Annotated in this window: 26 protein-coding genes; 14 read left to right on the top strand and 12 right to left on the bottom strand. The window is 61.0% G+C overall.

Annotation, left to right across the window (positions count from 1 at the left end; all coding sequences use genetic code 11):
* The 6 genes from AC4BBN_RS17965 to AC4BBN_RS17940 form a co-directional block, all read right to left on the bottom strand.
* Positions 1–1209 carry an ROK family transcriptional regulator gene (locus AC4BBN_RS17965; RefSeq protein ID WP_490593367.1) on the bottom strand — a complete coding sequence of 403 codons (1209 nt, stop codon included), beginning with the start codon at positions 1207–1209 and terminating at the stop codon, positions 1–3.
* The gene (locus tag AC4BBN_RS17960; RefSeq protein WP_490593366.1) at positions 1206–1658 is read right to left on the bottom strand and encodes an RbsD/FucU family protein; all 453 of its coding nucleotides are present in this window, start codon (positions 1656–1658) and stop codon (positions 1206–1208) included. The genes AC4BBN_RS17965 and AC4BBN_RS17960 overlap by 4 nt, the downstream gene beginning before the upstream one ends.
* 11 nt (positions 1659–1669) lie before the next feature.
* Entirely contained in the window at positions 1670–2464 is a 795-nt protein-coding gene (locus AC4BBN_RS17955) for an ATP-binding cassette domain-containing protein (protein ID WP_490593365.1), read from the bottom strand.
* Positions 2465–2466: 2 nt separating this feature from the next.
* On the bottom strand, positions 2467–3426 hold the full coding sequence (locus AC4BBN_RS17950) for an ABC transporter permease (RefSeq protein WP_490593364.1): 960 nt from the start codon (positions 3424–3426) through the stop codon (positions 2467–2469).
* Between the two features lie 74 nt (positions 3427–3500).
* Complete coding sequence (locus AC4BBN_RS17945; protein WP_490593363.1) at positions 3501–4499, bottom strand: sugar ABC transporter substrate-binding protein; 999 nt, start codon at positions 4497–4499, stop codon at positions 3501–3503.
* A gap of 234 nt (positions 4500–4733) precedes the next feature.
* The gene (locus AC4BBN_RS17940) at positions 4734–4907 is read right to left on the bottom strand and encodes a hypothetical protein (RefSeq protein ID WP_490593362.1); all 174 of its coding nucleotides are present in this window, start codon (positions 4905–4907) and stop codon (positions 4734–4736) included.
* Between the two features lie 30 nt (positions 4908–4937).
* On the opposite strand from AC4BBN_RS17940, the gene AC4BBN_RS17935 reads away from it, so the two are divergent.
* From AC4BBN_RS17935 to AC4BBN_RS17915, 5 genes are all read left to right on the top strand, one after another.
* A complete protein-coding gene (locus tag AC4BBN_RS17935; protein ID WP_490593361.1) occupies positions 4938–6530 on the top strand; it encodes a methyl-accepting chemotaxis protein in 1593 nt (530 codons plus the stop codon).
* Between the two features lie 127 nt (positions 6531–6657).
* Positions 6658–7854: a nicotinate phosphoribosyltransferase gene (gene pncB / locus AC4BBN_RS17930; RefSeq protein WP_490593360.1), complete on the top strand. Its 1197-nt coding sequence runs from the start codon at positions 6658–6660 to the stop codon at positions 7852–7854.
* Between the two features lie 182 nt (positions 7855–8036).
* Positions 8037–9023 (top strand): 2-hydroxyacid dehydrogenase, encoded by a 987-nt coding sequence (locus AC4BBN_RS17925; RefSeq protein WP_490593359.1) that lies wholly within the window; start codon positions 8037–8039, stop codon positions 9021–9023.
* A 9-nt stretch (positions 9024–9032) separates the two neighbouring features.
* The gene (locus AC4BBN_RS17920) at positions 9033–10361 is read left to right on the top strand and encodes a DNA recombination protein RmuC (RefSeq protein WP_490593358.1); all 1329 of its coding nucleotides are present in this window, start codon (positions 9033–9035) and stop codon (positions 10359–10361) included.
* Positions 10358–11536 carry an MFS transporter gene (locus tag AC4BBN_RS17915; protein WP_490593357.1) on the top strand — a complete coding sequence of 393 codons (1179 nt, stop codon included), beginning with the start codon at positions 10358–10360 and terminating at the stop codon, positions 11534–11536. The genes AC4BBN_RS17920 and AC4BBN_RS17915 overlap by 4 nt, the downstream gene beginning before the upstream one ends.
* 7 nt (positions 11537–11543) lie before the next feature.
* Here AC4BBN_RS17915 and AC4BBN_RS17910 read toward each other — a convergent pair whose 3' ends face one another.
* Positions 11544–12407, bottom strand: coding sequence for an LOG family protein (locus AC4BBN_RS17910; RefSeq protein ID WP_490593356.1), 864 nt, complete (start codon positions 12405–12407; stop codon positions 11544–11546).
* 184 nt (positions 12408–12591) lie between these two features.
* Between AC4BBN_RS17910 and AC4BBN_RS17905 the strand changes: the two genes are divergently transcribed.
* Together AC4BBN_RS17905 and AC4BBN_RS17900 are read left to right on the top strand one after the other, a co-directional pair.
* Positions 12592–13929, top strand: coding sequence for a dicarboxylate/amino acid:cation symporter (locus AC4BBN_RS17905; RefSeq protein WP_490593355.1), 1338 nt, complete (start codon positions 12592–12594; stop codon positions 13927–13929).
* Positions 13930–14096: 167 nt separating this feature from the next.
* A complete protein-coding gene (locus AC4BBN_RS17900) occupies positions 14097–15761 on the top strand; it encodes an AMP-binding protein (protein ID WP_490593354.1) in 1665 nt (554 codons plus the stop codon).
* Between the two features lie 81 nt (positions 15762–15842).
* On the opposite strand, the gene AC4BBN_RS17895 is transcribed toward AC4BBN_RS17900, so the two are convergent.
* The 5 genes from AC4BBN_RS17895 to AC4BBN_RS17875 all read right to left on the bottom strand — a co-directional run bounded on the left by AC4BBN_RS17895 (position 15843) and on the right by AC4BBN_RS17875 (position 18976).
* Positions 15843–16274, bottom strand: coding sequence for a group I truncated hemoglobin (locus AC4BBN_RS17895; RefSeq protein WP_490593353.1), 432 nt, complete (start codon positions 16272–16274; stop codon positions 15843–15845).
* 10 nt (positions 16275–16284) lie between these two features.
* Positions 16285–17217, bottom strand: a complete 933-nt coding sequence (locus tag AC4BBN_RS17890) for a DUF3034 family protein (RefSeq protein ID WP_490593352.1) — start codon at positions 17215–17217, stop codon at positions 16285–16287.
* An 86-nt stretch (positions 17218–17303) separates the two neighbouring features.
* Positions 17304–18560, bottom strand: a complete 1257-nt coding sequence (gene dinB, locus AC4BBN_RS17885; RefSeq protein WP_490593351.1) for a DNA polymerase IV — start codon at positions 18558–18560, stop codon at positions 17304–17306.
* The gene (locus tag AC4BBN_RS17880) at positions 18561–18713 is read right to left on the bottom strand and encodes a hypothetical protein (RefSeq protein WP_490593350.1); all 153 of its coding nucleotides are present in this window, start codon (positions 18711–18713) and stop codon (positions 18561–18563) included.
* 41 nt (positions 18714–18754) lie between these two features.
* The gene (locus AC4BBN_RS17875; protein WP_490593349.1) at positions 18755–18976 is read right to left on the bottom strand and encodes a phage integrase N-terminal SAM-like domain-containing protein; all 222 of its coding nucleotides are present in this window, start codon (positions 18974–18976) and stop codon (positions 18755–18757) included.
* A gap of 181 nt (positions 18977–19157) precedes the next feature.
* On the opposite strand from AC4BBN_RS17875, the gene AC4BBN_RS17870 reads away from it, so the two are divergent.
* From AC4BBN_RS17870 to AC4BBN_RS17840, 7 genes are all read left to right on the top strand, one after another.
* The gene (locus AC4BBN_RS17870; RefSeq protein WP_490593348.1) at positions 19158–19604 is read left to right on the top strand and encodes a hypothetical protein; all 447 of its coding nucleotides are present in this window, start codon (positions 19158–19160) and stop codon (positions 19602–19604) included.
* 135 nt (positions 19605–19739) lie between these two features.
* Positions 19740–20120, top strand: coding sequence for a hypothetical protein (locus AC4BBN_RS17865; RefSeq protein WP_490593347.1), 381 nt, complete (start codon positions 19740–19742; stop codon positions 20118–20120).
* A gap of 119 nt (positions 20121–20239) precedes the next feature.
* On the top strand, positions 20240–20626 hold the full coding sequence (locus AC4BBN_RS17860; RefSeq protein WP_490593346.1) for a VOC family protein: 387 nt from the start codon (positions 20240–20242) through the stop codon (positions 20624–20626).
* A gap of 124 nt (positions 20627–20750) precedes the next feature.
* Positions 20751–21269 (top strand): DUF6933 domain-containing protein, encoded by a 519-nt coding sequence (locus AC4BBN_RS17855; RefSeq protein WP_490593345.1) that lies wholly within the window; start codon positions 20751–20753, stop codon positions 21267–21269.
* Positions 21270–21374: 105 nt separating this feature from the next.
* Complete coding sequence (locus tag AC4BBN_RS17850; protein WP_490593344.1) at positions 21375–21677, top strand: hypothetical protein; 303 nt, start codon at positions 21375–21377, stop codon at positions 21675–21677.
* Positions 21678–21819: 142 nt separating this feature from the next.
* On the top strand, positions 21820–22149 hold the full coding sequence (locus tag AC4BBN_RS17845; protein WP_490593343.1) for a DUF3658 domain-containing protein: 330 nt from the start codon (positions 21820–21822) through the stop codon (positions 22147–22149).
* Positions 22150–22316: 167 nt separating this feature from the next.
* On the top strand, positions 22317–22892 hold the full coding sequence (locus tag AC4BBN_RS17840; RefSeq protein ID WP_490593342.1) for an Lcl C-terminal domain-containing protein: 576 nt from the start codon (positions 22317–22319) through the stop codon (positions 22890–22892).
* Positions 22893–23168 lie beyond the last annotated feature (276 nt).

The raw sequence follows: 23168 nt of genomic DNA, 5'->3' as shown, positions 1-23168 counted from the left end.
TCACGCTTTGAGGAACAAGTCCCGGTCGGGCGCAAAGTTGGAATGCAGGGGCAGCAAGGCTCCACCCAGGGCATGCGCGTCCGATCCTATGCTGCCGGCCACGATGGGTGTGGGCCACAGACCCTCCCAGTTGTAATCCTTCAGCGCCTGCTGGGTGCTGGCGAGCAGTTGCTGCAGCAGCGGTCGGCACATGGAGCCATCGATCACCACGGCCTCCGGAGCCAGAAACGCTGTTCCACTGACCACGCAGTGCGCGAGCGAGTTAGCGGCGCGGGTCACCCATTTCTGGGTTTCTGTGGCAAACGGGGCTTGCATGGCCCGTTCATCGTAGGCTGCGCTGGGGTCCAGGCCGTGGGCCTGCAGGCGTTGCTCCAGCTCCCATAGCGAGGCATTGACCAGCAATTGTTCGGGGGGGGCGCCAGGCGCCTGCGCCAGGTACATGGGCAGCGAGGCCACGGCACCGGCATTGCCGCGCATGCCCGCGTGCAGGTGCGAATTGATGACCAGGCTGCCGCCCACGAAGGTGTCGACAAACAGGTAAAGAAAAGTCTTCAGGTTGCGGCCCTGGCCGGCCACCAGCTCGGCTACGCAGGCGGCGGTGGCGTCCTTGGCAAAGCTGACCGGCAGTTCAGTCATGGCCTGCACCTCAGCACCCAGGTCGATCTGGTTCCAGGCACTGGACTGGGCTTCGGAAAGACCCAGCATCTTGTGCCAGCCGCCGAGCTGGAAGGGCGCGGCCACGCAGATGCCAACCAGGCGAGGGCTCAGCGGACCCAGTGCATCGCATAGCGTGGCCAGGTGCTGGCCCAAGGCCGGCAACAGCGTGGCTGCATCGGGGAAGGCGTAGGGAAGTGTCAGGCGCTGGCGTACCTTGCCGGTGAAATCCACCAGCAGCCAATCGGTACCGCGTCGCCCGACCTTGATGCCTATGGAAAACGCGCCGTCTGGATTCAGCGCCAGGGGAACGGACGGCTGACCGATGCGCCCACGCACGGGCTCATGGCGCAGCAACAGGTCGTCTTCTTCTAGGCGGGAGGTGATCAGTCCTATGGTTTGCGCCGTGAGACTGGTAATGCGCGCCAGCTCGGCCTTGGGTAGGCTGCCGTGCTGGCGGATGGCCTGTAGCACCACACGTTCGTTGAACTGGCGCATGCCCACATGGTTGGAGCCGCGCGGGCGCAGCAGGGGCGAGGCTAGAGGGGGCGTCATGGGCGTAGATTTTCGCCTATCACCCCTTTGCGCAGAATGAAATTGCCGAACGGCTGCAATTCGCCAGTCAACACGATGGCGTAGATGTTGCGCACACGTTCATAAAACGCAAAGCGTTCGATGGGCTCGGGGTGCTGGCCCGGCTGCAGGCTGGGCTGCAGGAATTCCAGCACCTCGCGCTGCAGGCCCGAGCGATAGGGCACAGTGGTATCCGAGACCTGCATGAACGCTACCGGCGACTCCACATCGGTTGCCAGTGGCAGCACCGAGTTGACTGCCTGCACCGCCCGCAGCATGCTGACGCCGGGTAAACGCAGCACCGGTTTACCAGCGGCCAGGCGTTCTGCTGTGAAGTTGGCATCGGCCAACAACACAGCGTCGTCGTGTCCCATCTCCGCCAAAACCTTTAACAGTTCGGGCGTGAGCAGTGGATCAATTCCTTTGAGCATGCGTCAGTCTTTCAATTCGCCAGGCAGCCGGCGGGCAGTTCGTCAGGGCGGATAGCCCCTGTCATGACCGCAACGGTGTCGGCCATGCTGATGGCCTTGGGGTTCAGCACGCAGCCGCGTTTGCCCAAACGGGCTACGTGGATGCGGTCGGCAATTTCAAATACGTGCGGCATGTTGTGCGAGATCAGCACCACCGACAGGCCTTTGTCGCGCACCCGGCGGATCAGCTCCAGCACCATATTGCCTTCCTTGACACCCAGGGCGGCGGTGGGCTCGTCCATGATCACGACGTGCTGGGCAAAAGCGGCAGCGCGGGCCACTGCCACACACTGGCGCTGTCCACCGGACAGGGTTTCCACAGCCTGGGTCATGGAGCGGATGCCCACTTTCAGGTCGTTCATGCGAGAGATGCTTTGCTCCAGCATTTTCTTCTTGTCGAGCATGCGCAGCACATTGCCCGCAAAGCCTTCACGGCGGATTTCACGGCCCAGGAACAGGTTTTCCGAAATCGACATGGCAGCTGCCACGGCCAAATCCTGGTACACCGTTTCGATGCCAGCCTTGCGGGCATCCATGGGGCTCTTGAAGTGGATGCTTTCGCCATCCAGCTGGATTTCACCGGAATCGGGAATCGTGGCACCGGACAGGCATTTGATAAGGGACGATTTGCCCGCGCCGTTATCGCCAATTACCGCCAGAATTTCACCGGCGCGCAACTCGAAGTCGGCTCCATCCAATGCCGTAACCTGACCATAGCGCTTTACCAGGCCCGTGGCGCGCATCACAATTTTTGCGTCGTTAGCCATGATCAACGGCCTCCCTTGCGTGAAAGTTGGTCAATGGCCACGGCCAGGATGACCAATATGCCAGTAATCAAGACTTGGTAGACGGACTGCACGCCCATCAATGTCAGCCCGTTGCGCAATACGCCGACGATGATGGCCCCCACCAGCGAGCCCAGAATCATGCCGCGACCACCGAACAGACTGGTGCCGCCCAGTACCACCGCCGTAATGGCGTCCAGGTTTTCAGTTTGGCCTGCATTCGGATCACCGACGCCCGTGCGTGCCACAGAAAGCAAAGACGCAATGCCGTAGAAAACGCCAGCCAGCACATAGACGCCCAGCAAAACGCGTTCGGTTGGAATACCTGTCAGGCGGGTGGCTTCAGGGTTGTTGCCCACCGCATAGACATGGCGTCCGGCGGCGGTTTCACGCAGGTAGAACCATATTCCCGCGTACAACAGCAGCATGACTACAGAGCCATAGGCTACGGCAGTACCACCAATGTGGAATGTGCCGCCCAGCGCCGTCATCAGCGGAGGCACGTCCGTCATGGTTTGAGAGTTGGAGTAGAGCTGGGTGATCGCAAACGCGATGTTCAGTGTGCCCAGCGTGACAATGAAAGGTGGCAGTTTGATCCGCGTCACCAGCAGGCCGTTGACCAAGCCGAATGCGCCGGTGACTGCGATGCCGCAAAGTATGGCGATAGGTGCGGGCAGGCCAAAGTCGGCGGCAAATTTGGTCATCACAATGCCGCCCAGTGCCATCACCATGCCGCAGGACAGGTCGATGCCGGCAGTCAGAATGATCAGCGTTTGACCGATGGCGATGACGCCTACGACCATGACCTGTTGCAGGATCAATGAAAAATTGGTCGCTGATAAAAAGCGGGGGTTTTGCGTTGCGAAAAAGATGCACGCAATGAAGAGGGCAATGATGGGTCCCAGCGTGCCTATGGGAGGTAGTTTTTCTTTGAGGCTAGCCATGTTGTTTGGGGGGTGGATGGAAGATACGGGGCACCTGCACGAACAGGCGCCCCACGGTTCAGACCGAAGTCAGATTACTTGTTGCCCCAGCACAGGTCCATACCGACTTTGGTGTCCTTGCTGTCAACGCCTTTTTGCGGCTTGTCGGTGATCAGAGTCACACCGGTGTCGGTGTAGCCGGAGGCCTTTTTGCCGTCCTTGGCGAATGCCACGCCAGCGGCCACGCCCATGCTGGCCATCTTCAGCGGGTACTGTTGCGAGGTGGCGGCGATCATGCCGGCCTTGACGTTCTTCACACCTGCGCAGCCACCGTCCACGGAAACGATCAGCACATCTTTTTCCTTGCCAGCGGCCTTCAGCGCCTGGTAGGCACCGGCAGCTGCGGGTTCGTTGATGGTGTAGACCACGTTCACGTCCGGATTCTTTTGCAGGCAGTTTTCCATGGCGGTCTGGCCCTTGGCCTGGTCGCCGAAGCTGTCTGCCATACAAACGATTTCAGCGGTCTTGGACAGCTCGTTGCTCTTGGCGTCAGCTGCTGCCAAGCCAAAGCCCGACATGAAGCCGTTGTGGCGTTGTGCGCCCACGGGGTGGCCGGGGAACAAGTCCAGGGTCACGATCTTGGCGGGCTTGCCAGCCATGGCGCTCTTGGCGTATTGGCCAATCAGGATACCGGCCTTGTAGTTGTCGGTGGCGAACAGGGCATCGGTACCTTCCACAGGGTCGGTCGGGCTGTCCAGGGCGATGAACATCACACCTTGGGCCTGGGCCTTTTTGATGCTGGGGACGATGGCCTTGGAGTCATTGGGGGTGATCATGATGGTCTTGGCGCCAGCTGCGATCATGTTTTCAATGGCCGTTACCTGCCCGGCGTTGTCACCGTCTGCCTTGCCGGCTGCGCTGAGCAGCTTGGCACCCAGTTTCTTGGCCTCGGCTTGCGCGCCCTCTTTCATTTTCACGAAGAAGGGATTGGTTTCGGTCTTGGTGATCAGACCGATCACGGGTTCTGCAGCGCATGCGCTGGTGGCAGCGAAAGCAATGGCGGAAAGTACCAGGGTCGCGGTGGACTTCTTCATATTGTCTCCAGGAGAGGAATGAACACAGGGTTCGGTTGGGGGCAGGTGCCGTTGAAATACAAGCTGAATTTCAGGCTGGCAGTGAACTATAGTTACTAAATCAATTTGTTTTACTTATCGAAAACCCTAGTGCCATCCGCATGCGATTGCCGGATAGTTGGCGACTCTTGGTGGTTTGCGTATCTGTTTCCCGCGAATCGGTATGGGTGCTGCGGTAAGAGGTGTTTCAATAAATCAATCCAATTGATTAATGGTAAACCAGTACAGATGCGCTGCCGCTTCTAGGCGATATTCCCTGCGTGCAGCGGCCAGTTGTGCGGACGCGCGGGTACCGCAGATGCCAACCGGTATGAACACGAGAGAGACAAGCTGCATGTTTGAAACTACTGAAACGGGTTTGCGCGCCATAGGGGCCTTCCATTTGCGGGGAGTACAGCCATGAACCTCAAGATATCTCAGCGCCTGTATCTGGCGGTAGGCATGGCATTGGTGCTGCCAGCCCTGGTCCTGGTGGCTACTTTTGTGCTGGATGCACAGGGCCGAGCCCAGTTTGACAGTGCGCTGGCCAAAGCCAAAGAGCGCAGAGAGGTGGCCGGTGCCATGCGCGACACGGTGTTCCGGCAGGGCCTGCAGGCACGCAATATTGGTTTGCGCTCTGACGTGGACGAAATGAAAAAAGAAGTGGACGGTCTTCGTGCCTTGAAAGACGTCTATAAGAAGAACCTTGCCCGCTTCACCCAGTTGGAACCCACGGTGGAAGAGGCTGCGGACCTGGCCAAAGCGGCCAAGTTGGAGCAGGACACGGTGGAGCCCTTGCAAAAGGCCGAGGAGTTCGCCAGCAATTTCCGCCCTGACACGGCGGCGACGATCTTGGTTACCAAGGTCAGCCCTCTGCAGGACCAATGGATCGAGGTGATCAGCCATCTGGTGGCGATACAGGACGGCAATGTCGCGGCTGCGCTGTCTAGCAATGAGGCACAGCACCGAAACTTAGTGCGCGTTGCGGCGGTGGCGTTTGTGCTGACCTTTGTGCTGGCGGCAGCCGCTGCCTGGCACCTGGCGCGGGGCATTGTTTTGCCGCTGCACGATGCGATCGGTTTGGCGCGCCGCGTGGCCGCCGGAGACCTGACTGCCCGCATCAACGGTCAGCGCACTGACGAAGTGGGCCAGCTGCTGAGCAGCCTGGGCGAGATGCAGTCCAGCCTGGAGCGGGTGGTGACCAATGTGCGTTCCGGCTCTGAAAACGTGGCCACCGCCAGCGCCGAAATAGCCCAGGGCAACGATGACCTGAGCGCCCGTACCGAGAGCCAGGCCAGCGCGCTGGAACAGACTGCTGCCTCCATGGAGGAGCTGAGCTCCAACGTGCGGCAAAACGCCGATAGCTCCCGTCTGGCAAACGAATTGGCGATGAAGGCATCCTTGGTCGCGGCCAAGGGTGGAGCGGCTGTGGGCCAGGTGGTCGAGACGATGAAGGGCATCAACGACAGCTCGCAGAAGATTGCCGACATCATCGGAGTCATCGACGGCATCGCCTTCCAGACCAATATCCTGGCGCTGAACGCCGCCGTGGAGGCCGCACGGGCCGGCGAACAAGGTCGCGGCTTTGCCGTGGTCGCCAGCGAGGTGCGCAGCCTGGCCGGGCGCAGTGCCGACGCGGCCAAAGAAATCAAGCACCTCATCAGCGCCAGCGTAGAGCGCGTGGCCCAGGGCACGGCCCAGGTGGACCAAGCGGGTGCGACCATGGCCGAGGTGGTCAACTCCATCAAGCAGGTGACCGACATCATGGGTGAGATCAGCACCGCCAGCAACGAGCAGTCCATGGGCGTGGCCCAGGTGGGCGAGGCCGTGACCCAGATGGACCAGGTAACACAGCAAAACGCCGCCCTGGTGGAAGAGATGGCCGCCGCCGCCAACAGCTTGCGTGCCCAGTCCAACGAGCTGGTGCAGGTGGTGGCGGTATTCAAGCTGCGCGATGGACATGGCCATGCCAAGGCCGCGCCGGTAGCCGGGGCGCTGCGTCTGGGGGCTTAGCAGGCTCTTATAGCCAGCCTGGCGGGAGGCCTATGGTTCCCCACCAGGCCGCGTTGGCGTGAATCCCCTACACTTTGCGGCACTTCTTTAGCTACCGCGTTGTGGGGTCTTGGCGACCACACTTTCTATGATCATCACCAGCCTGCTTGATACCGACCTTTATAAGTTCACGATGATGCAGGTGGTGCTGCACCAGTTCCCTGCGGCGCAGGTGCAGTACAAGTTCAAATGCCGCAACCCCGGCGTCCAGCTGGCCCCGTTTGTAGATGAGATACGCGACGAAATCCGCTCGCTGTGCAGCTTGCGTTTCCAGGAGGCTGAGCTGGCCTACCTGCGCTCCATGCGCTTCATCAAGAGCGATTTTGTGGACTTTCTCGGTCTGTTCCGGCTGAACGAGAAATACATCCAGGTCACGCCCCTGCCCAGCGGCGAGATCGAGATTTCCATCCAGGGCCCCTGGTTGCACGTGATCCCCTTCGAGATCCCGGTGCTGGCCATCATCAACGAGGTCTATTTCCGCAACACCCAGCCGGTGCCCGACTTCATCGAGGGCCGCCGTCGCCTGGACGCCAAGATCCAGCAACTGCGCGCCGACGGTCTGCAGGAGCTGAAGATTGCCGACTACGGCACCCGCCGCCGCTTCAGCAAAGCCTGGCACGAGGAAGTGCTTCGGGTGCTGGTGGCTCGCCTGGGTGCGGGAGCAAAAGGCCAGTTCGCGGGCACCAGTAATGTGTTTTATGCTATGAAATTAGGATTGACACCGCTGGGCACCATGGCGCATGAGTACCTGCAGGCCTGCCAGGCCCTGGGCCCGCGCTTGCGGGACAGCCAGGTGTTTGGCTTTGAAATGTGGGCCAAGGAATACCGGGGTGACCTGGGCATTGCGCTCAGCGATGTCTACGGTATGGACGCGTTTTTGCGCGACTTCGACATGTACTTTTGTAAGCTGTTCGACGGCGCGCGCCACGACAGTGGCGACCCCTTCCGCTGGGGTGAGCGCCTGCTGGCGCATTACAAGCAGAACCGCGTGGACCCGCTGACCAAGACCCTGATCTTCAGCGACGGCCTGACGGTGCCGCGCACTATCGAGCTGTACCAGCAGTTTCGCGGCCGCTGCCTGCTGGCCTTTGGTATCGGCACCAACCTGACCAACGACATGGGCGACCCGCCCAACCACATACCGCTGCAAATCGTCATCAAGCTCACCCGCTGCAACGGCCAGCCGGTGGCCAAGCTGTCCGACTCGCCGGGCAAGACCATGTGCGACGACGAGAAGTACATCGCCTACCTGCGCCAGGTTTTTGAAATTGAGACCCCGGCCTAACGTGCTCACCCCCAGGCTACACACTTCGCGTTTCCGTCAACCCCCTTGCAGGGGGCAAACCCAGTGGCCCGGCGAAGCCGGTTCCACGGGTTTCTGGCGGGAATACCGTTGGCGCAATCCTGGGAGTGGTGAGTCGCTACCTTGTCTTTTATCTATTTGCCACCGCTAGCCCATACCGACCCATGACAAAACCTGCCATCCTCGTCGCCCGTAAGATCTTCCCGTCCACCATTGCCCAGCTGGAGCAACACTTTGAGGTGGAGTCCAACCAGGACGACGCCAGCTGGACCAAGGCCGACCTCATCGCCCATTTGCAGGGCAAGGTCGGGGCATTCACCACCGGCAGTGAACGCATCGACGCCGAGGTGCTGGCCGCCTGCCCGCAGCTGCGCATTTGCGCCAATATGGCCGTGGGCTACAACAACTTCGACATCGACGCGATGAGTGCGGCCGGCGTGCTGGCCACCAACGCACCCGACGTACTGACCGAAACCACGGCCGACTACGGTTTTGCGCTGTTGATGGCCACCGCCCGCCGCGTTTGCGAGAGCGAGCACTTTCTGCGCGCTGGCCTGTGGAAGAAGTGGAGCTACGACATGTTTGCCGGCGCCGAGATCCACGGCAGCACGCTGGGCATCATCGGCATGGGCCGCATCGGGCAGGGCATTGCCAGGCGCGGCGCCCACGGCTTTGGTATGAACGTGGTCTACCACAACCGCTCCCGCCTGGACGCAGCGACTGAGGCCGCATGCAAGGCCCGCTATGTGTCCAAGGAAGAGTTGTTGAAGACAGCCGACCACGTGGTGCTGGTGGTACCGTATTCGGCTGCCTCGCACCACACCATAGGTGCTGCCGAGCTGGCGCTGATGCAGCCCACGGCCACCCTGGTCAATATCGCCCGTGGCGGGATCGTGGACGACGCGGCCCTGGCCGTGGCCCTGCGTGAGGGCCGCATCGCCGCCGCCGGGCTGGATGTGTTCGAGGGCGAGCCCAAAGTCCACCCCGACCTGCTGACAGTGCCGAACGTGGTGCTGACCCCGCACATCGCCAGCGCCACCGTCGCCACGCGCACCGCCATGGCCCAACTGGCCACCGACAATCTTGTTGGGTTTCTTATAAAAAACAAGCCGCTCACGCCCATAAACCTTGCGCAGCTAGCTACGAAATAAATAGCATACATGACTGGAATCGAATGGGGCCTGTTGTCTGGCCTGGGCGTGCTGAACCTGTTGTTGCTGGCCTTGCTGCTGCTGCGCAAGCCCGCCGCACCCGACCACACGGCGATGGATCGGCTGGCCCAGGAGCTGCGTCGCGAGATCGCCGATTCCGCCCGCACCGACCGGCAGGAGCTGGCCACCAGCTTCGCCACCTTCCAGCGCAGCCTGGTACAGCAAAGCGCCGAGGCCACCCGCACGCAGAACACGCAGATCGACGCCTTTGCCCAGCAGCTGGCACTGTTGCAGAAAACCTTGTCGGATACGCTCAGTACCCAGCTGCAGGCCCTGGGCGAGTCGAACGCCCGGCGCATCGGCGAGGTGCGTGCCACGCTGGAAAGCCAGCTGCAGCAGCTGCAGCAAAGCAACGCCGCCAAGCTGGACGAGATGCGCCAGACCGTGGACGAGAAGCTGCAAAACACCCTGGAAACCCGTCTGGGCGAAAGTTTCAAGCAAGTAGCCGACCGGCTGGAGCAGGTGCACAAGGGCCTGGGTGAAATGCAGTCCCTGGCCCAGGGCGTGGGCGACCTGCAGCGCGTGCTCACCAACGTCAAAACCCGTGGCATGTTTGGCGAGGTGCAGCTAGAGAATTTGCTGGAGCAGGTGCTGACGTCCGAGCAGTACGGCAAGCAGATCGAGACCAAGCCGCGCAGCAACCAGCGCGTGGACTTTGCGGTGCGCTTCCCGGGCCGCAGTGCGGACGGGGCCCCCGTCTGGCTGCCGATAGACGCCAAGTTCCCGCGCGACGACTACGAGCGCCTGCTGGACGCACACGAGCGCGCTGACGCCGCTGCGGCCGAGGCAGCCGCCAAGGCGCTGGAGGCACGCATCCGCACCGAGGCCAAATCCATTGCTGAGAGCTATCTGGCGCCGCCGCACACCACCGACTTTGCCATCCTCTTCTTGCCGATCGAGAGCCTGTACGCCGAGGTGCTGCGCCGTCCTGGCCTGATGGACAGCCTGCAGCGCGACTACCGCGTGACCCTGGCCGGCCCGACGACCTTGCTGGCCATGCTGAACAGCCTGCACATGGGTTTCCGCACGCTGGCGCTAGAGCAGCAGGCGTCTGAGGTCTGGAAGGTGCTGGGCGCGGTAAAGACCGAGTTCGAGCGCTACGGGGAATGGGTGGCACGCATCCGTGAGCAGGTGCAAAAAGCCTCCGACACTTTGGACAAGGCCGATACCCGCACCCGCCAGATGCGCCGGGCGTTGAAGGTGGTCGAGGCCCTGCCGGACGCCGAGGCGCAGGCCCTGCTGCCCGCGCAAGCCGAGCTGGATGACGGGGCTCCATGACCCTGGCTTTGGCCCGTTTGATATTGGCCCAGATCTGCCTGCACGCCTGCATGACGGGGCTGCGCCTGGCCTCGCCTTTGCTGGCCCTGAAAGCTGGCTACAGCACTTTTCCAGTGGGATTTCTGCTGGCCTTGTTTGCTCTAACCCAGGTGTTCCTGGCTTTGCCCGCCGGGCGTTTTGCGGACCGCAACGGCCTGCGCCTGCCGGTCACTGGCAGCGTGGCCATGGCGGTACTGGGGGCCGGCCTGGCGGCTGTGTTTCCGGTTTACCCGGTGCTGTGTCTCAGTGCCTTGTTGTCAGGCGGTGCTACTGGCATTGCCCTGATTGCGCTGCAGCGCCATGTGGGCCGGGCGGTGGAGGGCCCGACCCAGCTCAAACAGGTGTTCAGCTGGCTGGCCATGGGGCCGGCGGTGTCCAACTTCATCGGGCCGTTTGGTGCCGGGCTGTTGATTGACTATGCGGGCGCCGCGCCGGGCGACATCTTCGGTTACCGTGCCGCGTTTGCCATGCTGGCGGTTTTACCCCTGCTGACCTGGGCGCTGGTGCGTGGTGTGCAGGAGCTGCCGCCCATCCACCCACCCGCCAACGCGGCCAAGGCGCGGGTGTGGGATTTGCTACACGACCCCATGCTGCGCCGCCTGCTGCTGGTGAACTGGTTTCTGTCGTCCAGCTGGGATGTGCATACCTTTGTGGTGCCCATCCTGGGCCATGAACGGGGCCTGAGTGCCTCCACCATAGGCACCATTCTCGGCGTGTTCGCCATCGCGGCAGCGGTGGTGCGCATGGTGATGCCGCTGGTGGCCCAGCATTTGCGTGAATGGGCTGTGATTACCAGCGCCATGGGCGCCACGGCCTTGCTGTTTGCGGCCTACCCGTTGCTGCATGGCGCGGTGGCCATGGGCGCGTGCTCAGTCTTGCTGGGGCTGGCGCTGGGCTCGGTGCAGCCCATGGTGATGAGCACCCTGCACCAGATTACGCCCGAGCATCGACATGGCGAGGCATTGGGCCTGCGGCTGATGACCATCAACGCCTCCAGCGTGATGATGCCCATGCTGTTTGGCCTGGCCAGCGCCTATATCGGCGTGGCCGGCCTGTTCTGGGTGGTGGGGGCGGTGGTGGGCAGCGGCACCCGCACCGCCTGGCAGCTCAAGACCGCCGATTTCGGCGCGTCTTGAAGTCGCTCTACAGCTTGTAGAACGCCTGCATGGCGCTCCAGGCTTGCTCTGGCGTGTCCACGTAGGTGAACAGTTTCAGGTCGGCTGGGGAGATGGCGCCTTCTTCAATCAGTACATCGAAGTTCAGCAGGCCCTTCCAGTAGTCGGTGCCAAACAGGATGATAGGCACGGCCTTGGCTTTGCCAGTCTGCACCAGGGTGACCACTTCAAACAGCTCGTCCAGCGTGCCAAAGCCGCCAGGAAAGGCCACCAGGGCTTTGGCGCGCATCATGAAATGCATCTTGCGCAGCGCAAAGTAATGGAACTTGAAGTTCAGGCTGGGCGACACAAAGCGGTTGCCGCTTTGCTCGTGCGGCAGGGCAATGCTCAGGCCCACATTCAAGGCACCCATTTCATGCGCGCCACGGTTGGCTGCTTCCATGATGCCGGGGCCGCCGCCGGTGCAGATGTAGAGGCGCTCGGGCGCAGGTTGGTCGGCGCTGTACTGGGCTACCAGGCGCGCAAACAGCCGGGCCTGGTCGTAGTAATGGGCATTGCGCATGCGGCGCTCGGCCACCTTCAGTGCGGCAGCGTCTCCGCCGGCCTGTGCTGCGGCCAGTTCACGTTGGGCATCCTCGGGTGCTGGGAAACGGGCGCTGCCAAACACTACCACCGTGTTCTCTATGCCTTGCTCTTGCTGCTCCAGATCGGGTTTGAGCATTTCCAGTTGAAAGCGTATGCCCCGGGTTTCGCGGCGCAGCAAAAACTCCGGGTCGGCAAAGGCTAGGCGGTAAGCATCGGCCTCCAGAGGCTGGCCCGCGCTGGCGTGGGCTTGCAGTTCAGCCCAGGCCAGGGCAACGTTGCGGTCGTTGAGTTTGTCAGTGTTTTCCATAAATACATTGTGAGCGTAAATAGTGTCAGTTTGCCCGTGGATCAGAAGAAATACCGGGGTAAACCCTAGGTCTTGGGGCTGTATTTTCCACACTGTCCGGGCCGTTTTTCGGCCCTAAAGTTGTTTGCAATATGTGCGGCGATGTGGCCGCGTATTTTTCTCTTACTCCCGAAAAGGCCGCCCTATGCAAGCGAACCCCTCCGTCCCCAAGAAGCCGTTTTACGCTTCGCTGTATGTGCAAGTGCTGTTCGCCGTGGCGATCGGCATTGCCCTCGGGCATTTCCGCCCCGAGCTGGGCGCCGAAATGAAGCCCCTGGGCGACGGCTTCATCAAGCTGATCAAGATGATCATTGCCCCCATCATTTTCTGTACCGTGGTGGTGGGTATTGCCGGCATGGAAGACATGAAGAAGGTCGGCAAGACCGGCGGCCTGGCTCTGCTGTACTTCGAGATCATGAGCACATTGGCGCTGATCGTGGGGCTGGTCACGGTGAACCTGATACAGCCCGGCAACGGCATGCATGTGGACGCGTCCACGCTGGACACTAAGGGCATCGCCGCCTACACCGGCCCCGGCAAGATGGCCAGTACGGTGGACTTTCTGCTGAACGTCATCCCCACCTCGGTGGTGGACGCATTCGCCAAGGGTGAGATCCTGCAGGTGCTGCTGTTTGCCGTGTTGTTCGGCTTCTCGCTGCACAAGTTCGGCGGCCGTGGCACCCAGGTGTTTGACTTCATCGAGAAGATATCCCACGTTCTGTTCAGCATCGTCGGCGTGATCATGAAGCTGGCCCCTATTGGTGCCTTCGGCGCCATGGCCTTCACCATCGGCAAGTACGGCATCGTTTCGCTGTTCTCGCTGGGCAAGCTGATGGGCACCTTCTACCTGACCTGCCTGATCTTTGTGTTGGTGGTGCTGGGCATCGTTTCCCGTTTGCACGGCTTCAGCATCATCAAGTTCATCAAGTACATCAAGGAAGAGCTGCTGATCGTTCTGGGCACCTCGTCCAGCGAATCGGTGCTGCCCCGCATGATGGAGAAGATGGAAAACCTGGGCGCCAAGAAGTCCGTGGTCGGCCTGGTGATCCCTACCGGATACTCCTTCAACCTGGACGGCACCTCCATCTACCTGACCATGGCCGCGGTGTTCATCGCCCAGGCCACCGACACCCCGATGGACATCGGCCAGCAGATCACCCTGCTGCTCGTGCTGCTGCTGACCTCCAAGGGCGCGGCCGGCGTGACCGGCAGCGGCTTCATCGTGCTGGCTGCCACCCTGTCTGCCGTGGGCCATGTGCCGGTGGCCGGCCTGGCACTGATCTTGGGCATTGACCGCTTTATGTCCGAAGCCCGTGCGCTGACCAACCTGGTGGGCAACGGCGTTGCCACCATCGTGGTGGCGAAATGGACCGGCGACCTGGACACCCAGCGCCTGAATGCCGCGCTGAACAATGAAACCTGGGTCGAAGCGAATGCCCCCGAGGTGTTGCTGGACGAAAAGACCGCCAAGATGGCCGTCTGATTCTCTGCTATCTTTCCTGTAGCTTTAGGCCATTGCCGCGCTTGCGGTAATGGCCTTTTTCATGGGCTAAATATTGCGCTGCAAAGCAGCCACTATGCGGCGCCATCCAGGGAGGAGGGCGCTACATTAATACGTAATACGACTAGCCCCATCTACGGAGAAACACCATGCAACGCACCTGGCACGCCCATTACCCGCCTGGCATGCCCACCACCCTCGACACCTCGTCCACCCCGGACGTGGTGGCCATGCTGGAGCAGAGCTTTGCCCTGCACGTTGACAGCGAAGCCTATGTGTCCATGGGCCATGCGCTGCGCTATGGCGATGTGGATGCCTTGTCTTTGGCCCTGGCCGCCTGGCTGCAAGCCCAGGGGCTGCAGCCGGGAGACCGGGTGGCCACCATGTTGCCCAACCTGTTGAGCTTCCCGGTGGCGATGGCGGCCGTGCTGCGCGCCGGCTGCATCACCGTCAACGTGAACCCGCTGTACACCCCGCGCGAGCTGCTGCACCAGCTGCAGGACTCGGGCGCCAAGGCCATCATCGTGCTGGAGCCGTTTCTGCCCACGCTGGATGCCGTGCTGGCCCAAACCGGTGTCACGACGGTGCTGGTGGTCGGCGGTGCGGACCTGCTGGGTCTGCCGGCTGGCCAGGCCTTGCCCTCCCTGGTGGCAGCACCTGCCGCAGCCCCGCGTGAAGACGGCCGCAGCCGTTTGGTCGATGCGATACGACAGGGCTGTGGCCTGCCGTTCCAGCGGCCGCAGATCCAGCCCAGCGACCCGGCTGTGTTGCAGTACACCGGCGGCACCACGGGCGTGAGCAAGGGCGCCACCCTGCTGCACAGCACCCTGGCCGCCAGCCTGCTGGCCTGCGAAGCCTGGATGCGCCCGGGCCTGGCGCGCCGCCCGCGCAGCACACAGTTCACCATCGTCTGTGCGCTGCCGCTGTACCACGTGTTTTCTTTTGTGGTGTGCAGTCTGCTGGGAATGCGGGCCGGCGGGCGCAACATCCTGATCGCCAACCCGCGCGACCAGTCCGCCATGCTGCAGCAGCTCAAGCCCTACAAGCTGCATATGTTCCCGGCGGTAAACACCCTGTACAACGCGCTGTTGCAGCACCCCGACTTTGGCCAGCTCGACTTCAGCGAGCTGTGCATTTCCAACGGTGGCGGCAGCGCTGTGCAGCCCACTGTGGCCAGCCAGTGGCTGGCGGCTACGGGCTGTCCTATCGTTGAAGGTTACGGCCTGTCGGAAACCGCCTCTGCCGTCACCTCCAACCATGCTGACCTGCAGGCTTTCACCGGCCACATCGGCCTGCCCCTGCCGGGCGTGGACCTGCGCATCGTGGACGATGCGGGCCTGGAAGTGGCCCCCGGTGTGCCCGGCGAGATCGCCATCAAGGGGCCGCAACTGATGGCCGGCTACTGGCAGCGCCCCGAGGACACCGCCACCGCCATGACGGCCGACGGCTACTTCCGCACCGGCGACGTGGGCGTGATGGACCCGCAGGGCCATGTGCGCATCGTGGACCGCAAGAAGGACATGATCCTGGTCAACGGCTTTAACGTCTACCCCAACGAGATCGAAGCCGTGGCCGCCTTCCACCCCCATGTGCTGGAATGCGCTGCGGTGGGCGTGCCCGATGCGGCGACGGGCGAGGCGGTGAAGCTGTTTGTGGTGAAGAAAGACGCCAGCCTGAGCGAAGCCGCGCTGCTGGACTTCTGCGCCCAGCAGCTCACCGGATACAAGCGCCCGCGCAGCGTGGAGTTCCGCGAGGCCCTGCCCAAGTCCACTGTAGGCAAGATGCTGCGGCGCGAGCTTCGGACTGTGCCTTAACTGGACTGCTATTAAATAAAGAGCTGCCAGTGCAGTTTCTATCTGCGTTGGCAGCTTCTTTTGTTTAAAGCGCCTGGGGGCTTAGTGCACCGTGATGATTTCGCGGTGCATCGGGGCCAGCTTCGCCAGCAGCTGGTTTTGCGCGGTGAACGGAATGCCACGCGCGTCCATGGCGCGCTGCAGTATTTCCACCAGCAAGTTGAACTGCGCTTTGTCGATGCCCAGCTTCTCGTGCGACTTTTTCATCTCTTCGCCCTCGTACTTGCAAGGGCCACCGCTGAGCTCGCAGACCTGGTCTGTCAGCTGTTCCTTCAGGTAGGCGGGCTTGATGTCGTCAAACATCTTGCCGATACGCGGGTCGGCCTTGAGCTGGTTCACAAAGTCGTCCATCAGAAGGGTGATGCCGGGCTTTTCGCCCAGCGACTGGTACAGCGGGGCGGTGCTGGTTTGGGCCTGAGTGCTGCAGGCAATGCACAGCGCGGCGGCGGCGGTCCATAGGCGGATGGAATGCATGGTGTCTTCCTCAGAATGCGATTTGCGCCGACAGATAGGCGCCGGTCTGCTTGCGGTCGGACGTGACGCCCGGCACGATGCGGCCCAGGTCCACATAGGCCAGGGTCAGCGACAGGTTTTTGGTCGGCGCCCAGGCAACAAATACATCGGCCCAGTTGTCCTCGCGCAATGCCGAGCCCAGGCCGGCGGCCGCGCCCAGCGCTTCCAGGTTGTTCGGCTTGAAGCGGTACTCGGCACCCAGGGCCAGGTTTTTGCTCAGCAGATAGGCCACCGACACTTCAGGCTGCAGGCTGCGCTGGTTCTTGCCTGGCGATGCCGAGCCAAAGCCCAGCAGGCCGTTCTGGTTGGCATTGGTGCTGCGCAGCGTGGTGTTGACCAGCAGGCCCTGCGCCAGGAACAGCTTGGTGGCGCTGACATACAGGTCGGTGCCGCTGCGCTTGGTGCCCAGAAAATCCAGCACCGAACCCAGCGAGCCGGGGTGTACGGTCTTGTGCTCCAGGCCCACGGCGATCTGCGGCATCCAGCTGTCGCTTTCCAGCACTGCGTCGCCGGCCACGCGGACCTTGGCGCCCAGGATGTCCATCGTGATGTGCTGGCCCGGCGTGACGCCGAAGGCAGCAATGCCGTTCAGCGCCAAGGCGGGCGATGCGTCAAAGTCCTGCTGCGCAATCGACAACTCCACCCGGTCGTGGATGCCCACGGCCGCGCTGGCGACGGTCAGGCCGTAGTCCTGGCTGTGTAGACGGGTGATGGCAGCGCTGGCGCCGATTTCGCGCTCGGTGGCATTGCTGCCGATGACGGCCCAAGGGCCCAGGCCGCCGCCGGCTGCGCCGTCAATGCTGCTGACGCCGCCCGTCAACAACAGCTTGCCCGTGTCGGCCTGTGCCCAGGGACTGATGAAGGCAAGTGCCGCGACGGCTAGCGTAGGGTAGTGTTGTCGCATAAAGAGCTCCGTATGTTCGGGCTTGCAGCTTAACGTAAAGCTACATCCCGATACAACTATCGACCCGATAAGCCCGCAAAAATCAACTAAAAAAGCCAGCCTGTTTGCGCTTCAAAATGTATAGCTGCTTGCGCAGGTGCTGTCTGCGCTAGAGGTGTTTTTTTATCTGAACTATCCGTGGCCGCATCACGCTTGCTCAGTGCGCCCACCCGCACGCCCAACAGGCGCAGCCGCTTGTCCAGCGGAGCGCGCTTCAGGCTCTGCCCGGCGGCCTGGCGTATGCGCACGGCATCGTCGGTGGGCAGGCTCAGCGAGTGGTCGCGCGTGGCGATCTTGAAGTCGTCGTAGCGCAGCTTGATGCCAATCGTCTTGCCCACGTAGCCCTTGCGCTGCAAGTCGGCCGCCACCTGCTCGCACAGCCGGGTAAACACCGCGCCCAGCTCGGCCCGGTCTTTGACGGCGTGCAAGTCGCGGTCAAAGGTGGTTTCGCGGCTCATGGACACGGGTTCGCTCTCGGTCACCACCGGGCGCGTGTCGCGGCCATGCGCGGCTTCATACATCCAGGCGCCGTAGGCCTTGCCAAAGTGGGCCACCAGCCACTGCGGTTCTGCCGCAGCCAATTCGCCAATCGTCTGTATGCCCAGGCCCGCCAGCTTTTCGCCAGCCTTGGGGCCTATGCCGTTGATCTTGCGGCAACTCAGTGGCCAGATCAGCGTTTGCAAGTCACCTTCATGGACTACAGAAATGCCGTTGGGCTTGTTGAATTCGCTGGCCATCTTGGCGATCAGCTTGTTGGGCGCCACGCCCACCGAGCAGGTCAGGCCCGTGGTGTCGTGTATGGCCTTCTGTATCAGCCGCGCCAGCACCCGCCCGCCCTCGCGCTGGCCACCGGGCACATCGGTGAAGTCCAGGTAGATTTCGTCCACCCCCCGGTCTTCCATCAGCGGCACGATGCTGGTGGCAATGGCTTTGAACTGGCGCGAGTAGCGGCGTATTTCCTCAAAGTCCACCGGCAGCAAAATCGCCTGCGGACACAGCTTGGCCGCCTTCATCAACCCCATGGCCGAGCCCACACCAAACTGCCGCGCCGCATAGGTGGCGGTGGTGATCACGCCGCGCCCCACGTAGTCCTTCAGCACCGGGAACGCTGCCACCGGAATATCCGCCAGGGCGTCGCCAAAGCGCTGCCGCAACGCATCGTCATCCCGCCGCCGCCCGCCGCCAATCACCACCGGCAAGCCCTTAAGCTGCGGGTAGCGCAGCAGCTCCACGGACGCGTAGAACGCGTCCATGTCGAGGTGGGCTATGCGGCGGGTGGAGGAGGCGGCTTGTTCGGGTGGCATTTACCTTGTCAGCTCCAGCTGGTCCAGCGGATTGGCCGCGCCGCCCGCCACTTCGTCTTTGGTCAATGTGGATGGAATGTGCATGTTCTGCTGCGGACGCCCTACGTTGCTCTGCCATGGAAAACCAATGCCCAGCACAGATCGGTAAAACACATCATTGCACCAAGCGCCTACTTGTGTGCAGACGCCAACACCTACGTTCGCTGGCCAGAATGGTAAAACCGCTTCTGCTTCCGCCAGCACATGTCCTGTGGATGCTGCATGCCGCCGGGCTGCGTAGCACTCCAACGGATGAAAAAACGTACCCAGTAAAGGTAAGCCTTTTCGGTCTTGAGGCTATAGTGCAAGTACCGAATTCGCTCGCGCACCTCATCGAGCAAGCGGGTGGATTGCAATGGAGGAGTGCCGGGTTTCATGGAAAATTTATACCTGATGTTATATACAGTATATGTGCCGCTGGCCCAATGTACAAGCGGCTTGCAGCGTTTTTTTCCACAAGATGTATCGTCAAGCGCCGGATGTATCGACCGGGGTTTGCGGTCTACATTGCGTTAGGCATCACCAAATACACCTCCCCACCTCATCAAAGCCTGAAACATGAAGACACCGTATACAAAGACCGAACTTCTCTACCTCGCAAGCGCTTTTGCAGTGCTCGCCCTTGGTGTTGCCTACGGAATTCGTGTTCATGACTTTCACGGGTTGCATAAGGTAGGCGCTTTGATAATTATCCTGGGCCTTGTGTTCGCGTCAAAGGACTTCTCCGAGCTTGTTGCCTCCAGAATGACCAAGATGGCACCTTTACAGCGAGAATTTGCCTTTGTGTCCGCCGTCGACGCCAAAGAGGAAGCACACAAGAAGGTACTGTCTAGCGACGAGAGACGGAGCCTCAGAGCGAAAGTCAATAAGGACTTTGACAAGCACTTGAATGAGACGCTTCATTCGTCAAAGACAAGGAGCAAATTTGTTGAAGGCTACATTGTCATTATTGGCACAGCAGTGGAGGCATTTGGCGCTGACTTCATGCACTACCTCGCGGGGTGATGCCTAACCCCTCGCTCAAGCGGAGCTCCAACGGCAGGCCACCAGGCCCGGTCTGGCGGTACGCGGTACATTTTCGCCAGCCCGGGCCTGGCGTCCTGCCGTTGTCGCCCGCTTAGCTCGAACGTTAGAGCGCAAATGCCTGCTCGCATCAACGGCATAGTCCCGGAAGACATCTCCCTTGCGGCCATGTCAGGGCGGGAGCTTCTTTCGGTCGTCCTGGGGAAGAATCACATTGAGCTGGTGTTCGATGGCACCCGGTTGACCGTTGAAAGTGGCTATGAAATTTCCACGCGCGAGGGCAGCAGTGTCGCCGCGCAAGACGGGAACCTGCGCGAGGGCGCAAAGGCGCTTTCTGACCTAGTGGGTCTCACCATTTTGAGCGCGGCGTGGATCAAAAACGTGGGGCTCCAGTTGAAGTGGTCTGACGAATCGACGTTTCTTGCGACCGTCAGTTCGTCTGGCTTCGAATCGTTTTCATTCGCTCTCCCCGGCGAGCCCGGAATCGTGGTCGTCTAATGCGCTCTAACAGATCAGTCGACACGGACGACCTCACGACGGGCTAGCGCCCGCCTTGCGGTCGCCGGTCACTTCCACGTTAGACCTCTTCACAATTTGTTCACAAAAGGAGAAACACCATGAAAAGCAATCCGGTCGGTTGGTTTGAAATCTACGTTCAGGACATGCCCCGTGCGAAGGCGTTTTACGAAGCTGTGTTTCAAGGCACATTAGAAGAGTTGAAGAATCCTGACCCCAAGGGCTTCCCTGAAATGGAGATGTGGGCATTTCCGATGTCAATGGAAGGCTCTGGAGCAGCAGGCGCGCTGGTGAGAATGGCCGGATGTCCTTCTGGTGGTAGTACTTTGGTCTATTTCTCCTGTGAGGATTGTTCAGTTGAGGCTGAACGAGCGGCAGCACACGGAGGAGAGATATTCAAGGGCAAGATGTCTATTGGCGAGTACGGCTTTATTGCGATGGTTGTTGATACCGAAGGCAATACGATTGGCCTTCATTCAATGCAATAAATGCACGGTCTAACCTTGTGCTCCAAGGGACGCGCCGCAAGCGGCGTGCCTTTGAGCTTTGACGTTAAGCCGACCTAGCTACGGCAGGCAGCGTAAGTCAAACGTTAAGCCACACAATTCGGCCATGCTGTATCTCAAGTGCACCCAAGAAATCCAGAAAATCATTGGCATGCGCAAAGAAAATCTCGCTTTGCCCACGCCTTCCGGCGCGCCTTTGGGCAATTGGTATGTCAATCGCTTCGATCTTGGTCGGCGCAGCGCATATATCTTCATGAGTGAAACGACTCTGCTGTCGTTCATTTTGTTTCAAGGCAAGAAGCCAACCACCATCGAGTCACTGCCAAGCATGCTGCTAGCCGGGCTGGAGCAACTGCTGCAAATGAAGGGCTTGCCCGCATCGGCAATCGACAAGGCGTTTGAGCACTACGACGTAGGGCTTTACGCCAAGACGGATAGCAGGTCTGACCTGGGATCACTGAATGATCTCGTCAGGCATTACCAATGGCGTGTTGAGCACAGTGGCGGCTTGTCCCACTGCGACCTGACTGGCATCATCATGGATGTCAATAGCATGCCGCAAAGACGCATTGGTTGGCTGACGTCTTGGGATGCAGTTCAGAGCAAGCTATGTTTTCCAACCTAACAGTGCCGCCTAGCTGGCGCTTTAAAGCGGACACCAACATGCGCCATATCGTCGCCGCTGTGATGGCCGGTATTTTTGCCCTGTGCACTGCGTGCTGAGACTATCGTGCCACCTACCCAATTCCGATCACCATTTGCGCGAGTTGCCTTTGCGGTGCTGAGTGCCTTTTGGGGCGCCGCAGCATGGTTCGTTTTGCTTCAAGGCGGCTTTTATTCAAGCCACAAGTATTCGAAGGAAACGACATTCGTCGGCGGGGTAGGCGGCTTGCTGATGGCTTTCATCTTTTTCCTTTTGGCCGCCATTGCTGCTTCGGTCGTCCTGCAAAGCTTCAATGTCCATAAGCTTGCGTATGTTGCCGTTGCGCTGATATTTCTTTTGCCGCCGGTATGCTTTGTGTTGGGCGCTTAGCATTCCGCAGTTCGGTGCGGTCTGTATGGCGACGGGTTAATCCTTTGTTTGCCTTCGGCTGAACCTGTCGTCCAACGGCACTGTGCGCGCAGGCCGTGCGCGCTCAAACTTAAACCTCACTTTCACCCCGCGCGATAGAACCATGCCAGACCACCTAGATCCTTTTGACACAGACGACGAAGAGAATGACGACGATCCAACGCCGGAGGAGCTGGCCCAGATGCGGCGCGCCACGCCTGCAGATGCTGCAGCGGTGGATGCCCTGATTCTGCAAAACTGCGCAGATAGTTGGCGTAAGGTGGCGATGGTCGTGGGCACCGCGTTGACAGAATTCGACACGAGATTTCCCCATCTTCCGTATGTCTACATGCCGGTCCGAATAGCTGCTTTGGCAGCCAGCGGTGCGCTGGAGGTAGATGGTGATCCTCTGGTCATGCGGTTTTCAGAGGTTCGCCTTGTGGCAAAAGTGTGATCCAGCGCAAAGAATACCGGCGTGGGTAGCTGCGAAAATGAGAGCAAATGAGGGAGGGTATTCTGCGTAAGAATGCCGCTATTTGGTGCTCCAGCGCGGGGTGGCTTCTTGTGGTGTGACGCGGGTGGGCGTTTAGGGGGGGGGTGATGATCTGCGTGGGCAAGAAAATGCGTAAATACCAATACTTCTGCGTCGCGGCCTCTTTGCTGTGCCTTGCCACCTTGCATTCCGCCCTGGCTGCCACGCCGGCGGAGTCTCCCGGCCTGATCGTCTCCAAGGACGGCAGCTTTGTGTTGGACATGCAAAGCAAGCTGGCCTGGTCGCGCTGTGTAGAGGGCATGCAGTGGAGCGGACAAACCTGTGTGGGCGAGGCCGCACTGGTCACCCACGGCCAGGCGCTGGCGCTGGCTGGCAAGCGTGCCAAGTCGGACGATGCATGCTGGCGTGTGCCGAGCACCAAGGAATTGCAGCATCTGGTGGCCAAGGATGAAGTGGCGGCGAACGTCAAAACACTGTTTCCATCGGCTCCGCCCGATTGGTACTGGACCGCGTCCGCAAGCGTGGATAACTCCTCTGTCAACCCTTACGACTACAAGAACATCCAACGCGGCGTGACGGGGCAGAACGCCAACCGCCTGGCTTTTTTGCACGGCTGGGCGGTGAATGTGCAAACAGGGGAGACGCGGGGCGATGCCGCAAAAACCTCCAAACTGCCTGTGCGTTTGGTGTGCGCTGCGGGTTGACCTGCGCCGGACAGACCACCCGCAGGTGTGGAGCGGCCTGACATCTTCTAGCTGCATGCGGGTGGCCAGTAGTTGATCTCCAGCAGGTGCCTGACTCGCACCGAAACATGGCCGTGATTGCGCAAACCGGTGCATGTGCCTAGGGGGGGCGCACCGCGATGATGCGGCCCCCTGGGCCTTGGCCCCATATTCGGCGCTGGGCTGGCACTTTCAAGGGCCAGGGGTGGGCGGCATAGTTCACGGCAGACGAAGACCTTCGTCGCCCTATGTTCTGTG

The sequence above is a fragment of the Rhodoferax sp. SPJ21 genome, assembly GCF_058216335.1.
Note: the sequence above shows the minus strand (reverse complement) of the source record. Positions and strands in the feature narration are given on the sequence as shown.